The following is a 17,299-nucleotide window of genomic DNA, read 5'->3' as shown; positions in this document are numbered from 1 at the left end:
GATTCAACACTTGCAAGGTTGAATGAACCGTACTCAATCATATAGCGATCAGTTGTGACTACTGATCACTGCATTCAAATTTTTAGTTAGAGGTAAGTATTATGACAATCCCAACAACTGACATGCTTGAAGCATGGCGTGGTTTTAGTAAAGGTGAATGGCAGACTAGCGTTAATACGCGTGATTTCATTCAAACTAACTACACCCCATATGAAGGCGATGAGTCTTTCTTAGCCGATGTAACAGATGCAACAACATCATTGTGGAATGATGTAATGGAAGGCATCAAGCAAGAAAGCAGCACTCACGCACCGGTTGACTTTGACACAGACTTGCCTTCAACTGTTACCTCTCATGGTGCTGGCTATATCAACCAAGATCTTGAAAAAATTGTTGGTCTACAAACTGATAAGCCATTGAAACGTGCAATTATCGCCAATGGTGGTATTCGCATGGTGAAAAACTCATGTGAAGTTTACGGTCGTGAATTAGACCCAATGGTTGAAAAAATCTTTACTGATTACCGTAAAACACATAACAAAGCATGTTTTGACTTATACACTAAAGAAATTTTAGCTTGTCGCCGTTCTGGTATTATCACAGGTCTACCTGATGCGTATGGTCGTGGCCGTATTATTGGTGATTACCGTCGCTTAGCACTATACGGTATTGATTTCCTTAAAGCCGATAAATTAGAGCAATATAACTCGACTCAATCTTTCCTTGAACAAGGCCAAGATTTAGAAAAAACCATGCGTCTACGTGAAGAACTTGCTGATCAAGTTCAAGCACTAGAAGATATTCGCACAATGGGCCTTGCATACGGCATTGACATGTCTTTGCCTGCTAAAACAGCACAACAAGCGATTCAGTTTACTTACTTTGGTTACCTTGCTGCCGTTAAATCACAAAATGGCGCTGCAATGTCACTTGGTCGTACTTCAACATTTATTGATGTCTTTGTTGAGCGTGATATTGCTAACGGTTTAATCACCGAGCAACAAGCGCAAGAAATGATCGACCATTTCATCATGAAACTACGTATGGTGCGCTTCTTACGTACACCTGAATACGATTCACTGTTCTCTGGTGACCCTATTTGGGCAACAGAAGCAATGGCAGGTATGGGTGTTGATGGCCGTACTTTAGTTACTAAGACCACATTCCGCTACTTGCATACTTTGCATACAATGGGTCCTGCTCCTGAGCCAAATATGACTATTCTTTGGTCTGAGCAACTGCCTATTGCCTTTAAACAATATGCAGCTAAAGTATCGATTGAAACGTCATCTGTTCAGTACGAAAACGATGACTTAATGCGCCCTGATTTTGACAACGATGATTACGCTATCGCATGTTGTGTAAGCCCACAAATTGTTGGTAAGCACATGCAATTCTTTGGTGCGCGTGCCAACCTTGCTAAAGCACTGCTATATACCATCAATGGCGGTATTGATGAGAAGTCACAAGTACAAGTAGGCCCTCAGGTTGCAAAAATCACTGATGAAGTACTTGATTTTGATACTCTAATGCCTCGTTATGATGCCATGCTTGATTGGTTAGCGACTCAATATGTGACAGCACTAAACATTATCCACTACTCACATGACCGTTACAGCTATGAAGCATCACTTATGGCATTAATGGATCGCGATGTACGCCGTACTATGGCATGTGGTATTGCTGGTCTTTCTGTTGTTGCCGACTCATTAGCTGCCATCAAGTTTGCTAAAGTAACACCGATTCGTGATGAAAATGGCGTTGCTATCGACTTCAACATCGAGGGTGATTACCCTAAATTTGGTAATAATGATGCACGTGTAGATGACATTGCTTGTGATCTTGTTGAACGCTTCATGAAGAAGATTCAAACAATGCACATGTACCGTGAAGCGATTCCAACCCAGTCAATCTTAACCATCACATCTAACGTTGTGTATGGTAAGAAAACAGGTAATACACCTGATGGTCGTCGTGCTGGTATGCCATTTGGTCCTGGTGCTAACCCAATGCATGGTCGTGATGAAAACGGTGCAGTTGCATCATTAACATCTGTATCAAAGCTGCCATTTGCTTATGCGAAAGACGGTATTTCTTATACTTTCTCTATTGTTCCAAATGCATTAGGTAAAGATGAAAGTACACAAAAGCAAAACCTTGCAGCATTAATGGATGGTTACTTCCATCACGAAGCAGCAGGTACAACCGACGGCATTGAGGGTGGTCAACACCTCAATGTGAATGTTTTAAATCGTGACACATTATTAGATGCTGTTGAACACCCTGAGAAATACCCACAGCTAACCATTCGTGTTTCTGGTTATGCGGTGCGTTTTAACTCTCTGACTCGTGAACAGCAACAAGATGTCATTACACGTACATTTACTAGCAAGATATAAGCACAATAATAATCTTAACTACCAGCAAACAATAACATCCAAACAAAATGGCATGACTACCTAATTTTGTTTGTTATTTCAACGCCACTTAATCTGTCTCTTTCTCTTTGAAAGTTTTTAAGTGGCGTTTTTTATCATTTAACACGCTATTTTTGATATGGAATATACATTCAATGATTAATAACCATATCAGTTATTTTTACCGTGAGAATTATTTGAATTTTATATACTATATAAGCATATAAAATCATAATAAGAACCCAATGAGCGCTATATCCCCCAATAAAACGGCTTCATCTGCCAAAGAACCACTGTTTGCTATCAAAGTTATTCCTGCAATCTTTATTATATTACTGAGTACACTTTGTTGGCGTTATATCACCATTCCTATAGAATTAAATACCGCTGCATTTCATACTGCGATTATTTTTATTGCTACGATTGTTGCAATTGTAACTAATATATTGCCCACAGGTGCAGTTGCCGTTATCGGTGTCTCTGCCTATGCGTTACTTCATGCCGGAGGTGAAACATCTGCTAAAGCAGCTATCATGGCGGCGACCAGTAATTTTAATAACGTCCTGATTTGGCTAATTGTGATCGCATTTATGATTGCACGAGCCTTTGCTAAAACAGGATTAGGAAAACGCATAGCTCTTATTTTATTAAGTTGGTTTGGTCAGTCATCATTACGCATTGCTTATTGTTTAGGCATTGCTGATTTTCTCATCGCGCCAGCGACACCCAGTAATACTGCTCGTTCTGCAATTATCTCCCCTATTGCCGATTCACTCGCGAAAGTCATTAATAAAGATGATCGTAAGTTGGGTCAATACCTTATTTCTTCAGTAAGTGCAATGAACGATGCTTCAGCTGTAGGTTTTCAAACGGGTTTTGCCGGTAACCTTGCTTTAGTCGGTATTGCCGCTTCGGTTGCTAATATAAATATAACTTTTAGTCACTGGGCGCTGTATTTACTGATGCCAGCCGCCGTTTTACTGTTAACCATCCCTTTTATTTTATTTAAGTTTATCAATCCAGAGACCAAACATACGCCCCAAGCGCCAGCTTATGCAAAACAGGCTTTATTGCACTTAGGTCCTGTCAGTGTTGCTGAATGGAAACTCATCGCGGTCTTTATTGGATTAATTGTAATGTGGGTTGGTGGTCAATCGCTGCATTTGCATGCAACTACTGCGGCATTTATTGGCTTATCTGCTTTATTAATATTAGGCGTTTTAAACTGGGATGATGTTAAATCAGAAAAAGGAGCTTGGGATACACTAATTTGGTTTGCTGTATTGATGGGAATGGCAAGTCAACTGAAAACACTCGGGTTCACTACATGGGTCGGTCATGGCGTGTCGAATCTAATCAGCAACCACATGGGTGATGCTAGTCCAACCGTTATTTTAGTCGTGATGATGATATTTTATCTGATCACTGCCTACTTTTTTGCATCTGGTACCGCCAAGGTTGTTGCGCTTGGCCCCGTCATCATTGGTTCATTAATCGCATTAGGGGTTAATCCACTGATCTCTATTTTAGCTGTTGCAGGTATTACCAACATAGGTTGTAACCTCACCACCTATAGCCATGCACGCAATCCACTGTTAATGGGTTATCAATACCATAATGATAAACAATGGATGTCAATTGGCTTAATTATCTCTGGTGGCGGCGCAATTATCTTTATGGCAACTGGAATTATTTGGTGGTCTATTTTAGGTTTAATGTAATCGTATAAAATCATTCGATAAATCAAATCAGCCGCTACAAATACCACTTGCAGCGGCTGATTAATTTCAGCCCATCACTCTCGTCAATCAATTACACGGAGAGCAGTTTATTGCGCTGTAAAGTACGAAATTCATGCTTAGCTAAATGGCTGTCCATCGAAGCACGTAACAACTTATACAATAAAATTGAGCCGTCTATTTCCTCTTTGCGGTTAGTTAAACTTTCAATGTTTAATCCCAATGGAAGATCATATTCAACCACGGCATCTAAAATCTGATTAAGACTGTTACAACACATTTTAATTGATTCATGTAATGGGTTAGACGCATTAAGAATACGCAAACTGGTTGCTTCTGGCACACTCACTCCAAGCCACTCAATAAACTCTAATGTTTTGGCACTGCCACATGGCGAAAACGTTAATAGAATACGTTGTGGCTTTATTCCATCTTGCTTACATTCAATCGCATAACGCGTCAGAATATCAATGGTTGCTTGAGTGTCGTAAATCGCTTGAGAAATAAAGAAATTACAACCTTGCTGATATTTTTCTATTAAACGAGCATGTTCATTGCCTTTTTTAGCATGGCGTTCTGCAATCATTATACCGCCAGTAAAAAAGTTATTATTATTTTCAGCCAAGGTTTGATAAGCGGCAGATAACGGTAACGATACCTCATTTTTAGCCGATGGACTGCCCACCAGCACAATGTCACGCACTTGGTACTCATGCCAAGCTTCATTTAACCACTCATCAAACGCATCCGTTTCTGATTGAACAACGCTTTTATAAGTAATAACAGGTCGGCCGGTTTTCTTATTTAGTAATGAGGAGTAATAGCGTGGATCATGCGTTGATTTAAATGGGAATGGGCGTGGTTTTTGAGTACGCGAAACTTCATCTTGAATGTCGTAAACAATCAAACCATCAATCGCAAGATCTTTAATACGATTCACTAGACGATCTGCAATCCCCTCAACTTCCTCTAAAGGAGTACTCGTCTTAGGTGGTGTTGTTCCAATAAAATACACGCCACGAGTAATATCATTATAGCGTACCCGTAGTTCTGATTCTGTTTGTGTTGTTTGATCTACATTTTCCATTAATAATCACTTCCATGTGTTGTAGTAGACGGTAAGCAAAGCCTTTATTGATACGCCGCCGACTATGACAAATACTGCTTAACAGTTGCTAAATAACACCGACAACCGCTACATCCTTGGGTTAGAACGATAACAACGTTCAATCAAATATTAATTACAGTGGCAGCAAATTAGCTACTTTTTTATAAAATATTATTTACTTGTACCTAATCAGCACGCAGAAATCAAAATATATTAGTTATATTTTCAATAATATAGTCTTTTCCGCTACCTTAATTGAACCATGCGCAATACGCTATTTTTAACTTGTTTCATTGCGATAACAATACCTTTACGTTATATTCCACGGCCATTTCAATAAAGCAGGCTATAAACAATGAAAACTGTTACTCTTTTGATCATCACAAGTCTATTAACCACAGGTTGTGTTACTCGAAAGATCCACGTGTTACCTGAAGCTGAAAAGATCACTGTGCTATCACCTGCTCTAGCGAAACAAGAACATTGCCAAATCATTGCAACCCACACGATCAAAGATGCTCACCCCAATAATGTTGATCGCGAGCTGAAAAATACCACCTTTATTAAAGGCGGTAATCATTACGCTATTGTTAACGTACTCGATACGCGTCGCTCTCGTCCAAGTAGCGTCGTTGCCGAAATATATAACTGCACCAATACCACTGCGGTAAATAACAATCATACTATTCTGCCAGGCGCTGAAATTGTACTTCCACTACGTATTAGTGAAACAGAAGCAAACGCATGTCGCTTACTCAATACCGAGGTCGTAAAAAGCACTAATCCGAATAACCTCCAGACACAAATAGCCAACCAAACTTATATGCTTGGTGGTAACCGTTTTCATATAACTCAAGTAATTGAAATGAAGAAGCATCTGCCGTCGTCTGTTGTGATTGATGCTTATCGTTGTAAAACAACAACCATTGCTAATTAGCTATATAACTAAACGGTGAATGTGGCATATATGCCGATAAAAATGTAATTTATAACAAAAATAGTTGCTGGATAGCGATCCCGTTAGCAAAAATATAATGTATACTAGCGGCAACTCAATACCTATTCATCGTAAACACTACGATTTAGTGTATTGCGAGTGTAAATACAAAGGTAATGACATGAATTTAAACCAAGAGCTTCAAAATCTTAATAACCGTATGGACAAGTGCCAGCGTAAACTTGCTGCTGCTATTCAACGTGATGATAAAGTGATCATCAAGCAGTTTAAAGATGAGCTTCTTAGCCTAAACAAAAAAGTGCAAAACGTTAAACACCGTAAGTCAGCAGAAGTGAGTGGCAAAAGTAAAGATGTTAAATCTCTTGCTTTTAATCGCGTGTTAACTAAAGCAGAACAAGCAGATATGGGTAAACTGAAAAAATCAGTTAAAGACCTTGTCGTTGTACACCCAATGACAGCATTAGGCCGTAGCATGGGCATTAAAGCCGTTACTGGCTACGCACCAAAAGCATTCTAATTGTTGTTTAGTTATATTATTGACTAAACAAATATGACCGAAAGGCATAAAAAGATCGTCTCATGGCGATCTTTTTTTATGCAAAAAAACACAAAACCTCATATTTAGCGCTCATTGGTGCTAAATATGAGGTAAAATCTATTCTTTAACCGCTAGTTGGACTTACCAATGGAAAAATTAATGCCGTATATGGCAAAATTCGCGTTTGGCTTATCAATGCTGATGTTTGCCGTTGGTGGCGTTTTAGCATTATTTGCATTGTATAACCACGCTTGATTACAACCGTAACCCGCCATCAATTTCAAGTACCCTGCCGGTGAAATAATCATTTTCAATAATGTATCTCACCGAATGGGCAATCTCAGTTGGTTCGCCTAAACGTGCGAGTGGTACCATCGATAGCATTTGCTCAAGCTTGTCATCATTAATTTGCATCGCCATTGGCGTATCAATCAGGCCCGGTGCAATAGCAGCTACACGAATGCCATACTGACCTAACTCTCTCGCCCAGCCAACCGCCATCGTGGTTACCGCCGCTTTAGAAGCAGCATAGTTTGTTTGACCAATATTTCCGGCGCGAGCAGCACTTGAAATATTAATAATAACGCCTTTAGTTTCATTCTCAATCATCCATTTAGCCGCTTCTCTACCGCATAAGAATGTACCAGTGACATTAACATCCATCACGGTTTGGAACTGCTCTAAAGACATTTTGCTGATACCTGTTGGGCTCTTTTGTACCAATAAGCCATCATCAAGGATCCCTGCATTATTAATCAGTACATCAATGTGATCAAAGTCCTCAATAATATTCAAAAAAGCCTGTTCAACTTCAGCTTCATTGGTAACATCAGCCTCATAGATATGTGCCATACTGTTTAGCATATGGCATTGATCTTGTGTTTTACGTAATCCTGCCGTATTTACATCAATTAAAGCAAGTTGTGCTCCCATCTGCGCAAGCGTCACCGCCATCATTTGGCCTAGCCCTTGACCGGCTCCTGTAATGACAACAACACTATTATCAATGTTCACGTTAATTTGCTCCTAAACCTGTTTATAAAATATTCTAAAGACACTGATTAACATTACTAACGACAAAAACAGAGAAAACACAACACCGTTTATTTCTGGTTATAATTAGACTAAATCAGCTAATGGATTTTGTTGCTGGTGCCATAAAGGTGTAAATAAACAATCCACCAGACGTGTATCTACGTCCGAAAGCGTTTTATATAACCATTTTGGCTGATTATCTTTATCAATAAGTCGTGCTCTAACACCCTCTTGAAACTCTCCTATCAAACCGCATCGAACAGACAGTGATAACTCCATTAAGAAGCAATCAGCCAAACTTGCTTGTTGATAGTGCTGCATTTGATGGAAACAAATATGGGCGGATAATGGGCTGCCTTCATTCAAAGTTTGCTTTGCATTTTCAAGCCAAGTTCCCATACCTGAAATAGCCTTAATTTGCTCATAAACAATATCAAGTGTTGGCGCAACACAGGCTGCCTGAATTTGAGCAAAATACGGGATCATTTCACTTGGTGGACGTTGTTTTTCTGAATCCGTTGCTATTGCAGTCAAAATTTCAGTAACAACAGTGCCAACACGCTCTTGTGCAATATTCTGCCAAGGATAATGTTTTAGCTGCTTAATTAAACGTTCACGATCTTTATCCACAATAAGATGATCTGCCATCGCAAGATCTAACGCATCACTGGCATTAACATCGGCTCCTGTTAGACCAAGAAATAAACCAATACCAGATGGCAATTGATTTAAAAACCATGTCGCACCAACATCAGGATAAAGACCAATCTTTATTTCTGGCATCGCAAGTGAAGCTGAAGGTGTCACAACTCGATGACTCGCTCCAATAAATAATCCTAGTCCGCCTCCCATAATTAAGCCATTTCCCCAAGCAATAATAGGCTTAGGATAATGATGAATTAAATAATCACAGCTATATTCAAGTGTAAAATAATCAATTAAAAATGGCTTAGCTAAATAACTTTGTTCATTATTAGTACGCTGAATATAATCATCCGTTGTCGCAGCAATACTCTGATTAACCGCCGTTACAGCAGGGTCATTTTCTAATGCATAATAAAGCGCGCGAATATCAGCACCACAACAAAATGCCTTTTCACCAGCGGCTTGAATAATGACACTCACTATATTTTCATCATGTTGCCAATGTAATAACTGCTGCTGAATCGTTTTTAGCATCGTCAAGGTTAACGCATTGAGTGACGATGTATTATCTAACTCCAATACACCGATTGCATGCCCACTACCACAACGAATTTCAAGTATATTTACTGTTCCAGTCATCCATAAACCTCTCAATAAGAATCCATTTACTTAGCAATAATATGCTCTTTATAGCCTCTCGCTTACTGATTGTTAATAAAAAGTGTTGAAAACAGAGTTTCCAGTTTTATAACAATGACATTTATTACTAACATATCGCTTCTATAAAGCTATCATGAGACACATTAACTATCACCACCATGCTGAAGACGAACCTCTGCCTCAAGTTCTGTTACCGCCTCCCATAACGATTTCTCTCGTATCCGTTGGCGCTCTAAATTAGTATTAATGCCATCAATAACATTTTGTTCCATCGGACCTAAATAATTATCTGCAGTATCGGCAATAATAACGCGGAATTCTTCCATCGTAGGTAAACGATTATTTGACTCTTCAAAATCATCAAAGATAGCATTCACTTTTCCCGACATTTCTTGTTTGATCTTTTTAAATTCTGAATTATCCATTTTACCCTCCAACAAATTCACAATAATGATAGTCAACAATGATGTTCAAAAAGCGATTGTTCTGTCTTATTTATTGTATTAACCTCTCAAAAATAAACTATAAATATAAAATATTATTCTTATCAATTAACACAATAAATATAACCATATTCATCTACACTGTAGCTAATAATCATTAATTTATTAATCAGTATAGTTGTCATACATGATATAAAAATTAAATTTTAGCGACAAAAGTAAGGATATAAGACTGCATTGAATACTTTTAATAACATTATTATCTATTACCTTTCTTTGCCATTATGCTTTTGCTATACGGCGACTATTGATGCGGCAACAATACCCCCAAAAAGTGACACTGTAACCAACAAGTCATCGCATAACCTACCCGTTAACAATGATAATGCTGACAATAACTCACAAACGATGCAGCAATGGATAGATAGTTCTCAACAATCTATTTGTGACTCAGTACATGATATTGGAAAGTATATCGATCACAGTCTAACCAAAGCAGATGATAAAGCGAATCTGACTAACCGCAGCTATCTTCGAATTCGCCACCGTTCAGTCTATTCCCACCGAGGAAAACTAGAAAATGACTTCAAGATCTACTTTAAACTCGATTTACCGCATGTTAAACGTGATTGGAAAGTGATCATCGATTCAGAACCGAGTGATTATGACAGCCTTGAAAGTAAGCAACGCGGGATTGCATCTGGTAGTAAAACTCAAACAGGCAATACTATTGGCGGATTTAGGTTACAATATGCACGGTTTGGCAACTGGACATCGGATTTTGATATTGGTGTTAAAATAAAACTCCCGCTTGATCCTTTTACCAAAGCGCGCCTTTCTCGCGTTGATAGCATTAGTCAAAATTGGACCACCCAATTTGACCAAGAAGTCTTCTATTATCATTCAAAAGGGCTTGGCACACTTACTCAAATGAGTGGCTTTTATGCTCTAACGCCTAATCAAAAAAACATTTTTAGAACCACAACCAGTGCACAATATTTACAACAAGATGATAAATGGGAACTGGTACAACAATTCAATATTTATCAACGTACAACCGATAAGGATTTGTTTGAATATTCAATGGGGATAAGTGCAGATACCGATGAAATAAAAGAAGTGACTAACTATTGGGTTTCTGCAGAATGGAAACGTCGAGTATATAAAAACTGGCTATATCTTGCTGCTCGACCACAGCTTGAATTTCCACGTGATTACAATTATCACGCGAATCTTGGCATTATGCTTGAACTTGAAATGTTCTTCTCTAAAAACCGTAAAATTGATGAATTAGGCCGTTATATTCCAAAACCTGTCAAACAGCGGACCCAAACTCATCAATAGTACAAAATATTCTCAAACATAACGTTTAAGCAAAGCGATGACTTAGTGGCACAATCATTGCCACTTAGGTTACTTTTGTTGATGTGAAATTGGCATTGTATCGTTGATTTTTACTGGCCCTAAGCCAACAACACAATGTTTATAGCCTTGCTTCCAACCTTCAACATACCGCATTTTCTCAACCCCTCTCATGTCATCAAGGATCATTTTTGACGGTTGCCATTGATTATTCAAAGCATCTTTACAACCATCATCATAACCATGCTGAATAAATTGTTCAGTGAGCGTTAGTGGCTTGGTGGTTTGAACTGATGTTGTTTTTGGTGTTGGTGTTGTAGAAGACGTCGAAGTTAAAGCTGCAGTACTACAACCCGATAAAAGTGCAACCACACCAACCATCATTAATGAATAACGCATACCTTTCCTTAAAGAAAAATTTCTATTATTAAGGCTAAGCATACTCTTATATCGCTTAATGGAATATTAATATTGGTTGCGACACGCTGCCACAACCAATTTGACTCGTATCAAGCGAGCTTTACGCGGTTTTTACTTTGTCGACAATAAGGTTATTTACCCACATCACCACAAATAAAACTATCAATGTGCCGATAAACGTTGTCACTCCGTACTGCAAAGACAGCGTACTAAGATCGGTCAAGGTTGATGAAATCAACGCACCTGAAGCAAACTCTGATAACACAATCATGTTAATCACACTTAAACCAGAAAATAAGCTCAGCATGCACAATGTCATCATTGATTGTCTTTTAATGGTAAATAGCTTGTTGCTACGGCTACCTTCATACAGCAGTTTTTGTCCTAAAGAATACGATACAAACAATAATAAGGTGCTGTATCCAAGCGAAAACATAAAAATAGAAATCGAATACAAGGTTTTACTTGAGCCTAATAAAAAAATAAATTTTGCCGCTTCTAAGGCACTGAAAAAAACAATTGCCGCGAGAGTGTAAAATACGCCTCCACGAATAAGTCGATCTTTGTTCATTGTAATAACCCTACCCAAACATCACTATAAGACAGGTTGACTAGATGCGTTAATTTGGTCTAACCACCCTCGCCTCATTACCGTTACAAAAAAGCGCCGAATCATCAGCGCCTTATTAAACATTATCATAATCTTATCGATTAAGTGCGGTATAACACTTTGATAATATGGTAACCGAATTTAGTCTTAACTGGACCGATTGGCTCTAGCACTTTACCGCTAAATACTGCTTTATCAAACGCTGGCACCATTGCGCCTTTTTTAAATTCACCTAAATCACCACCTCTTTTACCTGATGGGCAAGTTGAATACTTTTTAGCAAGCGTCTGAAATTTAGCACCTTTTTTAAGCTGCGCAAGAATATCGTCTGCTTGTTCTTTATGTTTTACTAAAATATGGAGTGCTGCTGCTGTTGAAGCCATGCTAATCAACCTATTATCGCTATACTATGAAGGTTTAACTTATGCGGGGATTATCGCATTAGTTATTATAAAACGCTAATGGCGAGCGTTATATTGTAACTGTCGCTGAAAGCATAACGTGCCCTAACGACCTCATTATAATCAATCAGTTAATAGCCTCGTGAAAACATAAAGTGACAAACACAGGACAGCCATATTTTCATAAAGACTATCCGTAAACTATTCAGCTCGTGTTAGAGCATTAAAGAAGCCAGCGAAAATAGCTCTACAACGCGCGGATGGTAGATTCCCTATCGCCCTCGCGGGCATTCACTGTAGGGAATGACGGAGTTTGGAACACGGGCATGTGCCGAAACATAGCAAAACATGGGACAGCCATATTTTTATGATGACTATCCGTAAACTATTCAGCCCGTGTTTGAGCATTAAAGAAGCCAGCGAAAATAGCTCTACAACGCGTGGATGGTAGATTCCCTATCGCCCTCGCGGGCATTCACTGTAGGGAATGACGGAATTTGGACACGGGCATGTGTTGTAGGAAGATACAGAGTGTATACTCAGGCATGCGCTGTAAGAAATGACGGAGTGTAGACTCGGGCATGTGCAGTGGCTTAATCAACTTTACTATTGCTAACTTAACGTGTAATAAAACGACTAAACTTAGACTAGGCATCTTAAAAAGACACTTTTATGCTTTCAGCGACAGTAACTTTAAAAAGCTGAAAAAATTTAAAGGCTTACAAAATAAATAATCTATCTATAATAGGGCTATTCATTTTCCATTCATGGCTACTTAGTTACAGTTATAAATATGAAAAAACATTACAAATATTTATATCTTATTGGATTTATCAGCTTCTTTAGTTATCAGGTGATTGCCGCGCCGACGACGGATGTTGATGAACATCATGATAATGTTATGGATGCTGTCGCCCAAGGACTGATTCAACCTTTTTCAGCACTGCAACATCGTGTCCACCAGCAGCTATTAGCCCGTATTATTCGTGTTGAATTAGATAAAGATGATAATGAATGGATCTACGAATTAAAGCTTATTGATGCTAACAATAATATTATTAAAGTCGAGTATGAAGCCCGTACTCTTAAAATGATAGAAATAAAAGGACGCCACCTTGAAAGTGTCCTTAAGGTTCCAAAATGAAAATTTTAGTCGTTGAAGATGATGTAACATTAGGTGAGCAAATTGTCACCGGTTTAGAGCAAAATGGTTGGGTTGCAGAGCACTCTGCCGATGGTATTGATGCACTTTATCGTGCAACATCTGAACCATGGGATGCAATAGTGCTTGATTTAGGCCTACCTAAACTTGATGGTATCACGGTTTTAAAAGGCATTCGTGAAGAGAACGTTAATTGCCCGGTAGTGATCCTCAGCGCACGTAATGAGCTTACTCAACGTGTTGATGGTTTAAATGCTGGTGCCGATGATTACCTCACTAAACCGTTTCAAATGGTTGAATTAATTGCGCGTGTCCGTGCCCAGTTACGTCGTGCAACAGGCAATGTTTCACCTATAATTCAAGCTGGAGAGTTGAGTTTAGACACGCGTACTTCAAAAGTAACTTGGCAAGATCAAGTGATCGATTTAACCGCTCTTGAATTTAAAGTATTGTCATATTTAATGCACAATACCGACAAAGTTATCTCTCGAACTGAGTTAGTTGAACATATTTATAAGCAAGATTTCGATCGCGATTCTAATACTATTGAAGTGTTTATTGGTCGTATTCGCCGCAAAATTGGTAATGATGTAATCAAGACAGTACGTGGTCTTGGATATCGTATCAATGCTAACTAATCCAATAAAAAATCGCCGACCAAGTATTCGTAACCGACTGCTGATTGCTGCAGCAGTTTGGTTATTGGCGATTACATTATCCGCCGGTTACCTTGTTCCCTCTTTTATTAAAACCTACTTAATTGAACAAGAAAAATCACAGCTATACCTCTACATGGATCAAATTACCGCACAGGTAGATATTGATAAACACGGTCAATTATTTGTTGATGGCCGCCTATCAAACCCACGCTTTAATTTTCCATACAGTGGTTTATATTGGTCATTAAAACTCAATAAACAAGTTTTACGATCACGCTCATTATGGGATACCACCATCAGAGGCAATGATAAGAAAGGCTTTGAAGGCCCTAACAATCAATCACTTATTGTTGTAAAGCGTAAGTTTAGTTTGCCTGACAGTGATTACCCTATCGAATTATCAGTGGCGGTTAATCAAGACAAACTATTAAAAACACTACAGCAATTAACTCATGGTTTGTGGGTGATTCTGACCATTATGGCAATTGGCATTTTAGCATTAACAACATTGCAAGTGAGTTGGTCGTTATGGCCATTACGTAAACTGCGTAAAAACCTCATTGAAGTACGTGAAGGTCATTCAACCGAGCTTACAGGCCTTTATCCGGTTGAGATCCAGCCCGTTATTGATGATCTAAACGCACTGCTTTTTCATTATCAAGAGTTGTTATTACGGGCGAGAAACCACTCGGGGAATTTATCCCATGCGTTAAAAACACCGATTGCGATCCTAAATAATGAAGTGTCGTTATTAGATCCAACAACGCAAGCTAAACTGGCACCTGCATTGCAACAGTTGCAGCAACATATTGACTATCATTTAGGTCGTGCACGCATGGCTGGCGCGATGAATATTCTTGCGACCAAAACGGCACTGTCACACCGTATTGATGCAATCTCATTGGCGATGGATAAAGTCTATGCCCATCGTGGCGTGGTGCTGGTGAATGAACTTGATAGTGATGTGGTAATTGCGGTTGAAAAAAGCGATTTAGACGAAATGATCGGTAACTTGATTGAAAATAGCTATAAATGGGCCAATAGTCTCATTCGCGTTTATCAAGAACCCATTGTTGATGGTCATATTGTGCTAGTCATTGAAGATGATGGCCCCGGTATCGCCACTGAAAAGTGCAAGCAAGTACTAAAACGTGGGGTTCGGTTAGATGAAAATACGCCAGGTACTGGACTTGGGCTCAATATTGTTAATGAACTAGCGCATAGTTATCGCGGTGATTTAGTCTTAACTCACAGTACGCTAGGTGGCTTAAAAGCAATGCTTTATCTACCTATTCCGCGAAACTAAGATCTGAAACATAACCACAAATGAAAGCCCTACAAGAACAACACTTGTAGGGCTTAATTCGATAACATCAACATATTATTTTCCTAGAATCTACAACGCACGCATCAGAATCTCAAACTCTTCTTGTGCTGATTCAATTAACGCTTCAAGTTCTTTAGCATCCTTATTTGTGAGGTCTAATTGCCAACAGACTTGCTCTTGTTCACGACATACTAATAATGTTTTCATGCCTGCTTTGTTAAACCACAATTGTGAAAATTCTGCCTCACATAAAGAATCATCATCAGCAATAATAACTTCTAACTTCCCTGTAGGGATCACTCTTACACAAGCATTACCTTGTTGATTACCACATAACGTAAAATTTCGTTGTTCCACTAACATCATAGTTCTCTCCCTGTTTCTTATAAAGTCGAGTGTTGTGCACCCAGCCACATCCCTTTAATAAGTGTAGGTTCATATATTGATGTTAGAGGACTTTTTATGATTATTAATCACTCTCTTAATACATTCAATTGCTTATTCATGCACATTTACCGTAATAAAAAGTCAAGAGAACTATAGATCATTTAAATCACAGAATGATATATTAAAAATATTATGGAAAGCCAAACAGGAAGATAACAATAAATGATAGATTTTCGCTCAGATACAGTAACCCGCCCATCAGAAAAAATGCGTCAATTAATCGCCTCTGCTGTCGTTGGTGATGATGTTTATGGTGATGACGCAACAGTTAATGATCTTGAACAGTGGGCAGCTGAACGACATGGCTTTGAGGCAGCTATTTATTGTAGTTCAGGAACGCAAGCTAACTTACTTGCACTGATGGCACATTGTGAACGTGGCGATGAATACCTTTGTGGCCAACAAGCACACAACTATAAATTTGAAGGTGGCGGTGCAGCAATATTAGGTTCAATCCAACCTCAACCTTTAGAAAATGATCCTGACGGTAGCATTCCATTTGCGAAACTCAGCGCCGCAATTAAGCCACTCGATCCTCACTTTGCACGTACTAAGCTACTTAGCCTTGAAAATACCATTAACGGAAAAGTGCTACCGCTTACATATATTCAACAAGCCCGTGAGTTTGTTGATCAACACGGCTTGCAACTGCACCTTGATGGCGCACGTGTTTATAATGCTGCAGTAGCAATGAATGTTGATATTACTGACATCGTTAAATACTTCGATTCATTTACGATCTGTTTATCAAAAGGGTTAGGCGCACCTATTGGCTCTTTATTATTAGGCGATAAAACCTTAATTGCTAAAGCCCGTCGCTGGCGTAAAGTGCTCGGTGGTGGTATGCGTCAAGCTGGCATTATTGCAGCTGCAGGTAAACTTGCATTAACAGAAAATGTTGAACGTCTTGCTGATGATCATCGCAATGCGCGTTATTTAGCAGAACAACTAAACACTGTTGAAGGCTTTAGTGTAAACCTTGATCATATTCAAACCAATATGGCATTTGCCAAAGTAGATCAGCATATCGATCAAGCTCAATTAATCGATACCTTAAAGCAACAAGGTATTTTAATTAGTGGCGGTAATCCAATGCGTTTCGTTACTCACCTTGATGTTACAACAAACGATATTGATACTTTTATCGCCGCATTAAAAAGTGTTTTATAAACATAAATAACTGATCCACACTCACTGACTAGCCCATATCACTCACCCGTGACTATGGGCTTTTATGACAAATATTGATATTCATCACAACCTGATAATCTACTTCTAATTCTGTTCCCCAAATAGAACATATCAACTACGCTTATAAATAAAGGTAATAAAAAAACAAACTTTTCTACAATATTAGTGTAACCATAA

The 17,299-nt window shown here is 38.7% G+C and carries 18 protein-coding genes; 10 read left to right on the top strand and 8 right to left on the bottom strand.

Going from position 1 to position 17,299, the window contains the following annotated elements:
• The first annotated feature begins 101 nt into the window (after positions 1–101).
• A complete protein-coding gene (gene pflB, locus PMAL9190_RS06185; protein ID WP_087844385.1) occupies positions 102–2,399 on the top strand; it encodes a formate C-acetyltransferase in 2,298 nt (765 codons plus the stop codon).
• Between the two features lie 263 nt (positions 2,400–2,662).
• Positions 2,663–4,138, top strand: coding sequence for a DASS family sodium-coupled anion symporter (locus tag PMAL9190_RS06180; RefSeq protein WP_087844384.1), 1,476 nt, complete (start codon positions 2,663–2,665; stop codon positions 4,136–4,138).
• A gap of 91 nt (positions 4,139–4,229) precedes the next feature.
• On the opposite strand, the gene PMAL9190_RS06175 is transcribed toward PMAL9190_RS06180, so the two are convergent.
• A complete protein-coding gene (locus PMAL9190_RS06175; protein ID WP_087844383.1) occupies positions 4,230–5,243 on the bottom strand; it encodes a methylenetetrahydrofolate reductase in 1,014 nt (337 codons plus the stop codon).
• 376 nt (positions 5,244–5,619) lie between these two features.
• On the opposite strand from PMAL9190_RS06175, the gene PMAL9190_RS06170 reads away from it, so the two are divergent.
• From PMAL9190_RS06170 to PMAL9190_RS06160, 3 genes are all read left to right on the top strand, one after another.
• A complete protein-coding gene (locus PMAL9190_RS06170) occupies positions 5,620–6,201 on the top strand; it encodes a DUF1471 domain-containing protein (RefSeq protein ID WP_087844382.1) in 582 nt (193 codons plus the stop codon).
• 181 nt (positions 6,202–6,382) lie between these two features.
• Positions 6,383–6,739 (top strand): YibL family ribosome-associated protein, encoded by a 357-nt coding sequence (locus PMAL9190_RS06165; protein WP_087844381.1) that lies wholly within the window; start codon positions 6,383–6,385, stop codon positions 6,737–6,739.
• 168 nt (positions 6,740–6,907) lie between these two features.
• Positions 6,908–7,015: a 3-ketoacyl-ACP reductase gene (locus tag PMAL9190_RS06160; protein WP_087844380.1), complete on the top strand. Its 108-nt coding sequence runs from the start codon at positions 6,908–6,910 to the stop codon at positions 7,013–7,015.
• On the opposite strand, the gene PMAL9190_RS06155 is transcribed toward PMAL9190_RS06160, so the two are convergent.
• From PMAL9190_RS06155 to PMAL9190_RS06145, 3 genes are all read right to left on the bottom strand, one after another.
• Positions 7,016–7,774 carry an SDR family oxidoreductase gene (locus PMAL9190_RS06155; RefSeq protein ID WP_087844379.1) on the bottom strand — a complete coding sequence of 253 codons (759 nt, stop codon included), beginning with the start codon at positions 7,772–7,774 and terminating at the stop codon, positions 7,016–7,018.
• 105 nt (positions 7,775–7,879) lie between these two features.
• Complete coding sequence (locus tag PMAL9190_RS06150) at positions 7,880–9,079, bottom strand: enoyl-CoA hydratase/isomerase family protein (protein ID WP_087844378.1); 1,200 nt, start codon at positions 9,077–9,079, stop codon at positions 7,880–7,882.
• Between the two features lie 164 nt (positions 9,080–9,243).
• The gene (locus PMAL9190_RS06145; protein WP_087844377.1) at positions 9,244–9,525 is read right to left on the bottom strand and encodes a hypothetical protein; all 282 of its coding nucleotides are present in this window, start codon (positions 9,523–9,525) and stop codon (positions 9,244–9,246) included.
• Positions 9,526–9,780: 255 nt separating this feature from the next.
• Between PMAL9190_RS06145 and PMAL9190_RS06140 the strand changes: the two genes are divergently transcribed.
• Positions 9,781–10,887 carry a hypothetical protein gene (locus PMAL9190_RS06140; protein WP_235004303.1) on the top strand — a complete coding sequence of 369 codons (1,107 nt, stop codon included), beginning with the start codon at positions 9,781–9,783 and terminating at the stop codon, positions 10,885–10,887.
• A gap of 69 nt (positions 10,888–10,956) precedes the next feature.
• Here PMAL9190_RS06140 and PMAL9190_RS06135 read toward each other — a convergent pair whose 3' ends face one another.
• The 3 genes from PMAL9190_RS06135 to ppiC form a co-directional block, all read right to left on the bottom strand.
• Positions 10,957–11,304 carry a hypothetical protein gene (locus PMAL9190_RS06135; protein WP_087844376.1) on the bottom strand — a complete coding sequence of 116 codons (348 nt, stop codon included), beginning with the start codon at positions 11,302–11,304 and terminating at the stop codon, positions 10,957–10,959.
• Between the two features lie 121 nt (positions 11,305–11,425).
• The gene (locus PMAL9190_RS06130) at positions 11,426–11,896 is read right to left on the bottom strand and encodes a hypothetical protein (RefSeq protein ID WP_065167567.1); all 471 of its coding nucleotides are present in this window, start codon (positions 11,894–11,896) and stop codon (positions 11,426–11,428) included.
• 140 nt (positions 11,897–12,036) lie between these two features.
• Complete coding sequence (gene ppiC / locus PMAL9190_RS06125; protein ID WP_060997947.1) at positions 12,037–12,318, bottom strand: peptidylprolyl isomerase PpiC; 282 nt, start codon at positions 12,316–12,318, stop codon at positions 12,037–12,039.
• Between the two features lie 811 nt (positions 12,319–13,129).
• Here ppiC and PMAL9190_RS06120 point away from each other — a divergent pair.
• From PMAL9190_RS06120 to PMAL9190_RS06110, 3 genes are read left to right on the top strand one after another with little or no spacing between them, the layout of a single operon-like run.
• On the top strand, positions 13,130–13,480 hold the full coding sequence (locus PMAL9190_RS06120; RefSeq protein WP_087844375.1) for a PepSY domain-containing protein: 351 nt from the start codon (positions 13,130–13,132) through the stop codon (positions 13,478–13,480).
• Positions 13,477–14,136: a response regulator transcription factor gene (locus tag PMAL9190_RS06115; RefSeq protein WP_087844374.1), complete on the top strand. Its 660-nt coding sequence runs from the start codon at positions 13,477–13,479 to the stop codon at positions 14,134–14,136. The genes PMAL9190_RS06120 and PMAL9190_RS06115 overlap by 4 nt, the downstream gene beginning before the upstream one ends.
• A complete protein-coding gene (locus PMAL9190_RS06110) occupies positions 14,126–15,463 on the top strand; it encodes an ATP-binding protein (protein ID WP_087844373.1) in 1,338 nt (445 codons plus the stop codon). Before PMAL9190_RS06115 ends, PMAL9190_RS06110 begins: the two co-directional genes overlap by 11 nt.
• A 90-nt stretch (positions 15,464–15,553) precedes the next feature.
• Here PMAL9190_RS06110 and PMAL9190_RS06105 read toward each other — a convergent pair whose 3' ends face one another.
• Entirely contained in the window at positions 15,554–15,850 is a 297-nt protein-coding gene (locus tag PMAL9190_RS06105; RefSeq protein ID WP_235004302.1) for a hypothetical protein, read from the bottom strand.
• Positions 15,851–16,096: 246 nt separating this feature from the next.
• On the opposite strand from PMAL9190_RS06105, the gene ltaE reads away from it, so the two are divergent.
• Positions 16,097–17,101 (top strand): low-specificity L-threonine aldolase, encoded by a 1,005-nt coding sequence (ltaE, locus tag PMAL9190_RS06100; RefSeq protein WP_200813395.1) that lies wholly within the window; start codon positions 16,097–16,099, stop codon positions 17,099–17,101.
• Positions 17,102–17,299 lie beyond the last annotated feature (198 nt).

It is taken from the genome of Photobacterium malacitanum (assembly GCF_900185615.1).
GTDB lineage: Bacteria > Pseudomonadota > Gammaproteobacteria > Enterobacterales > Vibrionaceae > Photobacterium > Photobacterium malacitanum.
This window is presented reverse-complemented; position numbering and strand designations above follow the sequence as displayed.

Bases quoted from the DNA above. Each gene is read 5' to 3' on its own strand.
- PMAL9190_RS06130 (WP_065167567.1), bottom strand. From the start codon at position 11,896: ATGAACAAAGATCGACTTATTCGTGGAGGCGTATTTTACACTCTCGCG.
- PMAL9190_RS06175 (WP_087844383.1), bottom strand. From the start codon at position 5,243: ATGGAAAATGTAGATCAAACAACACAAACAGAATCAGAACTACGGGTA.
- PMAL9190_RS06180 (WP_087844384.1), top strand. From the start codon at position 2,663: ATGAGCGCTATATCCCCCAATAAAACGGCTTCATCTGCCAAAGAACCA.
- PMAL9190_RS06170 (WP_087844382.1), top strand. From the start codon at position 5,620: ATGAAAACTGTTACTCTTTTGATCATCACAAGTCTATTAACCACAGGT.
- pflB (WP_087844385.1), top strand. From the start codon at position 102: ATGACAATCCCAACAACTGACATGCTTGAAGCATGGCGTGGTTTTAGT.
- PMAL9190_RS06135 (WP_087844376.1), bottom strand. From the start codon at position 11,304: ATGCGTTATTCATTAATGATGGTTGGTGTGGTTGCACTTTTATCGGGT.
- PMAL9190_RS06105 (WP_235004302.1), bottom strand. From the start codon at position 15,850: ATGATGTTAGTGGAACAACGAAATTTTACGTTATGTGGTAATCAACAA.
- PMAL9190_RS06145 (WP_087844377.1), bottom strand. From the start codon at position 9,525: ATGGATAATTCAGAATTTAAAAAGATCAAACAAGAAATGTCGGGAAAA.
- PMAL9190_RS06150 (WP_087844378.1), bottom strand. From the start codon at position 9,079: ATGACTGGAACAGTAAATATACTTGAAATTCGTTGTGGTAGTGGGCAT.
- PMAL9190_RS06110 (WP_087844373.1), top strand. From the start codon at position 14,126: ATGCTAACTAATCCAATAAAAAATCGCCGACCAAGTATTCGTAACCGA.
- PMAL9190_RS06165 (WP_087844381.1), top strand. From the start codon at position 6,383: ATGAATTTAAACCAAGAGCTTCAAAATCTTAATAACCGTATGGACAAG.
- PMAL9190_RS06160 (WP_087844380.1), top strand. From the start codon at position 6,908: ATGGAAAAATTAATGCCGTATATGGCAAAATTCGCGTTTGGCTTATCA.
- PMAL9190_RS06120 (WP_087844375.1), top strand. From the start codon at position 13,130: ATGAAAAAACATTACAAATATTTATATCTTATTGGATTTATCAGCTTC.
- ppiC (WP_060997947.1), bottom strand. From the start codon at position 12,318: ATGGCTTCAACAGCAGCAGCACTCCATATTTTAGTAAAACATAAAGAA.
- PMAL9190_RS06115 (WP_087844374.1), top strand. From the start codon at position 13,477: ATGAAAATTTTAGTCGTTGAAGATGATGTAACATTAGGTGAGCAAATT.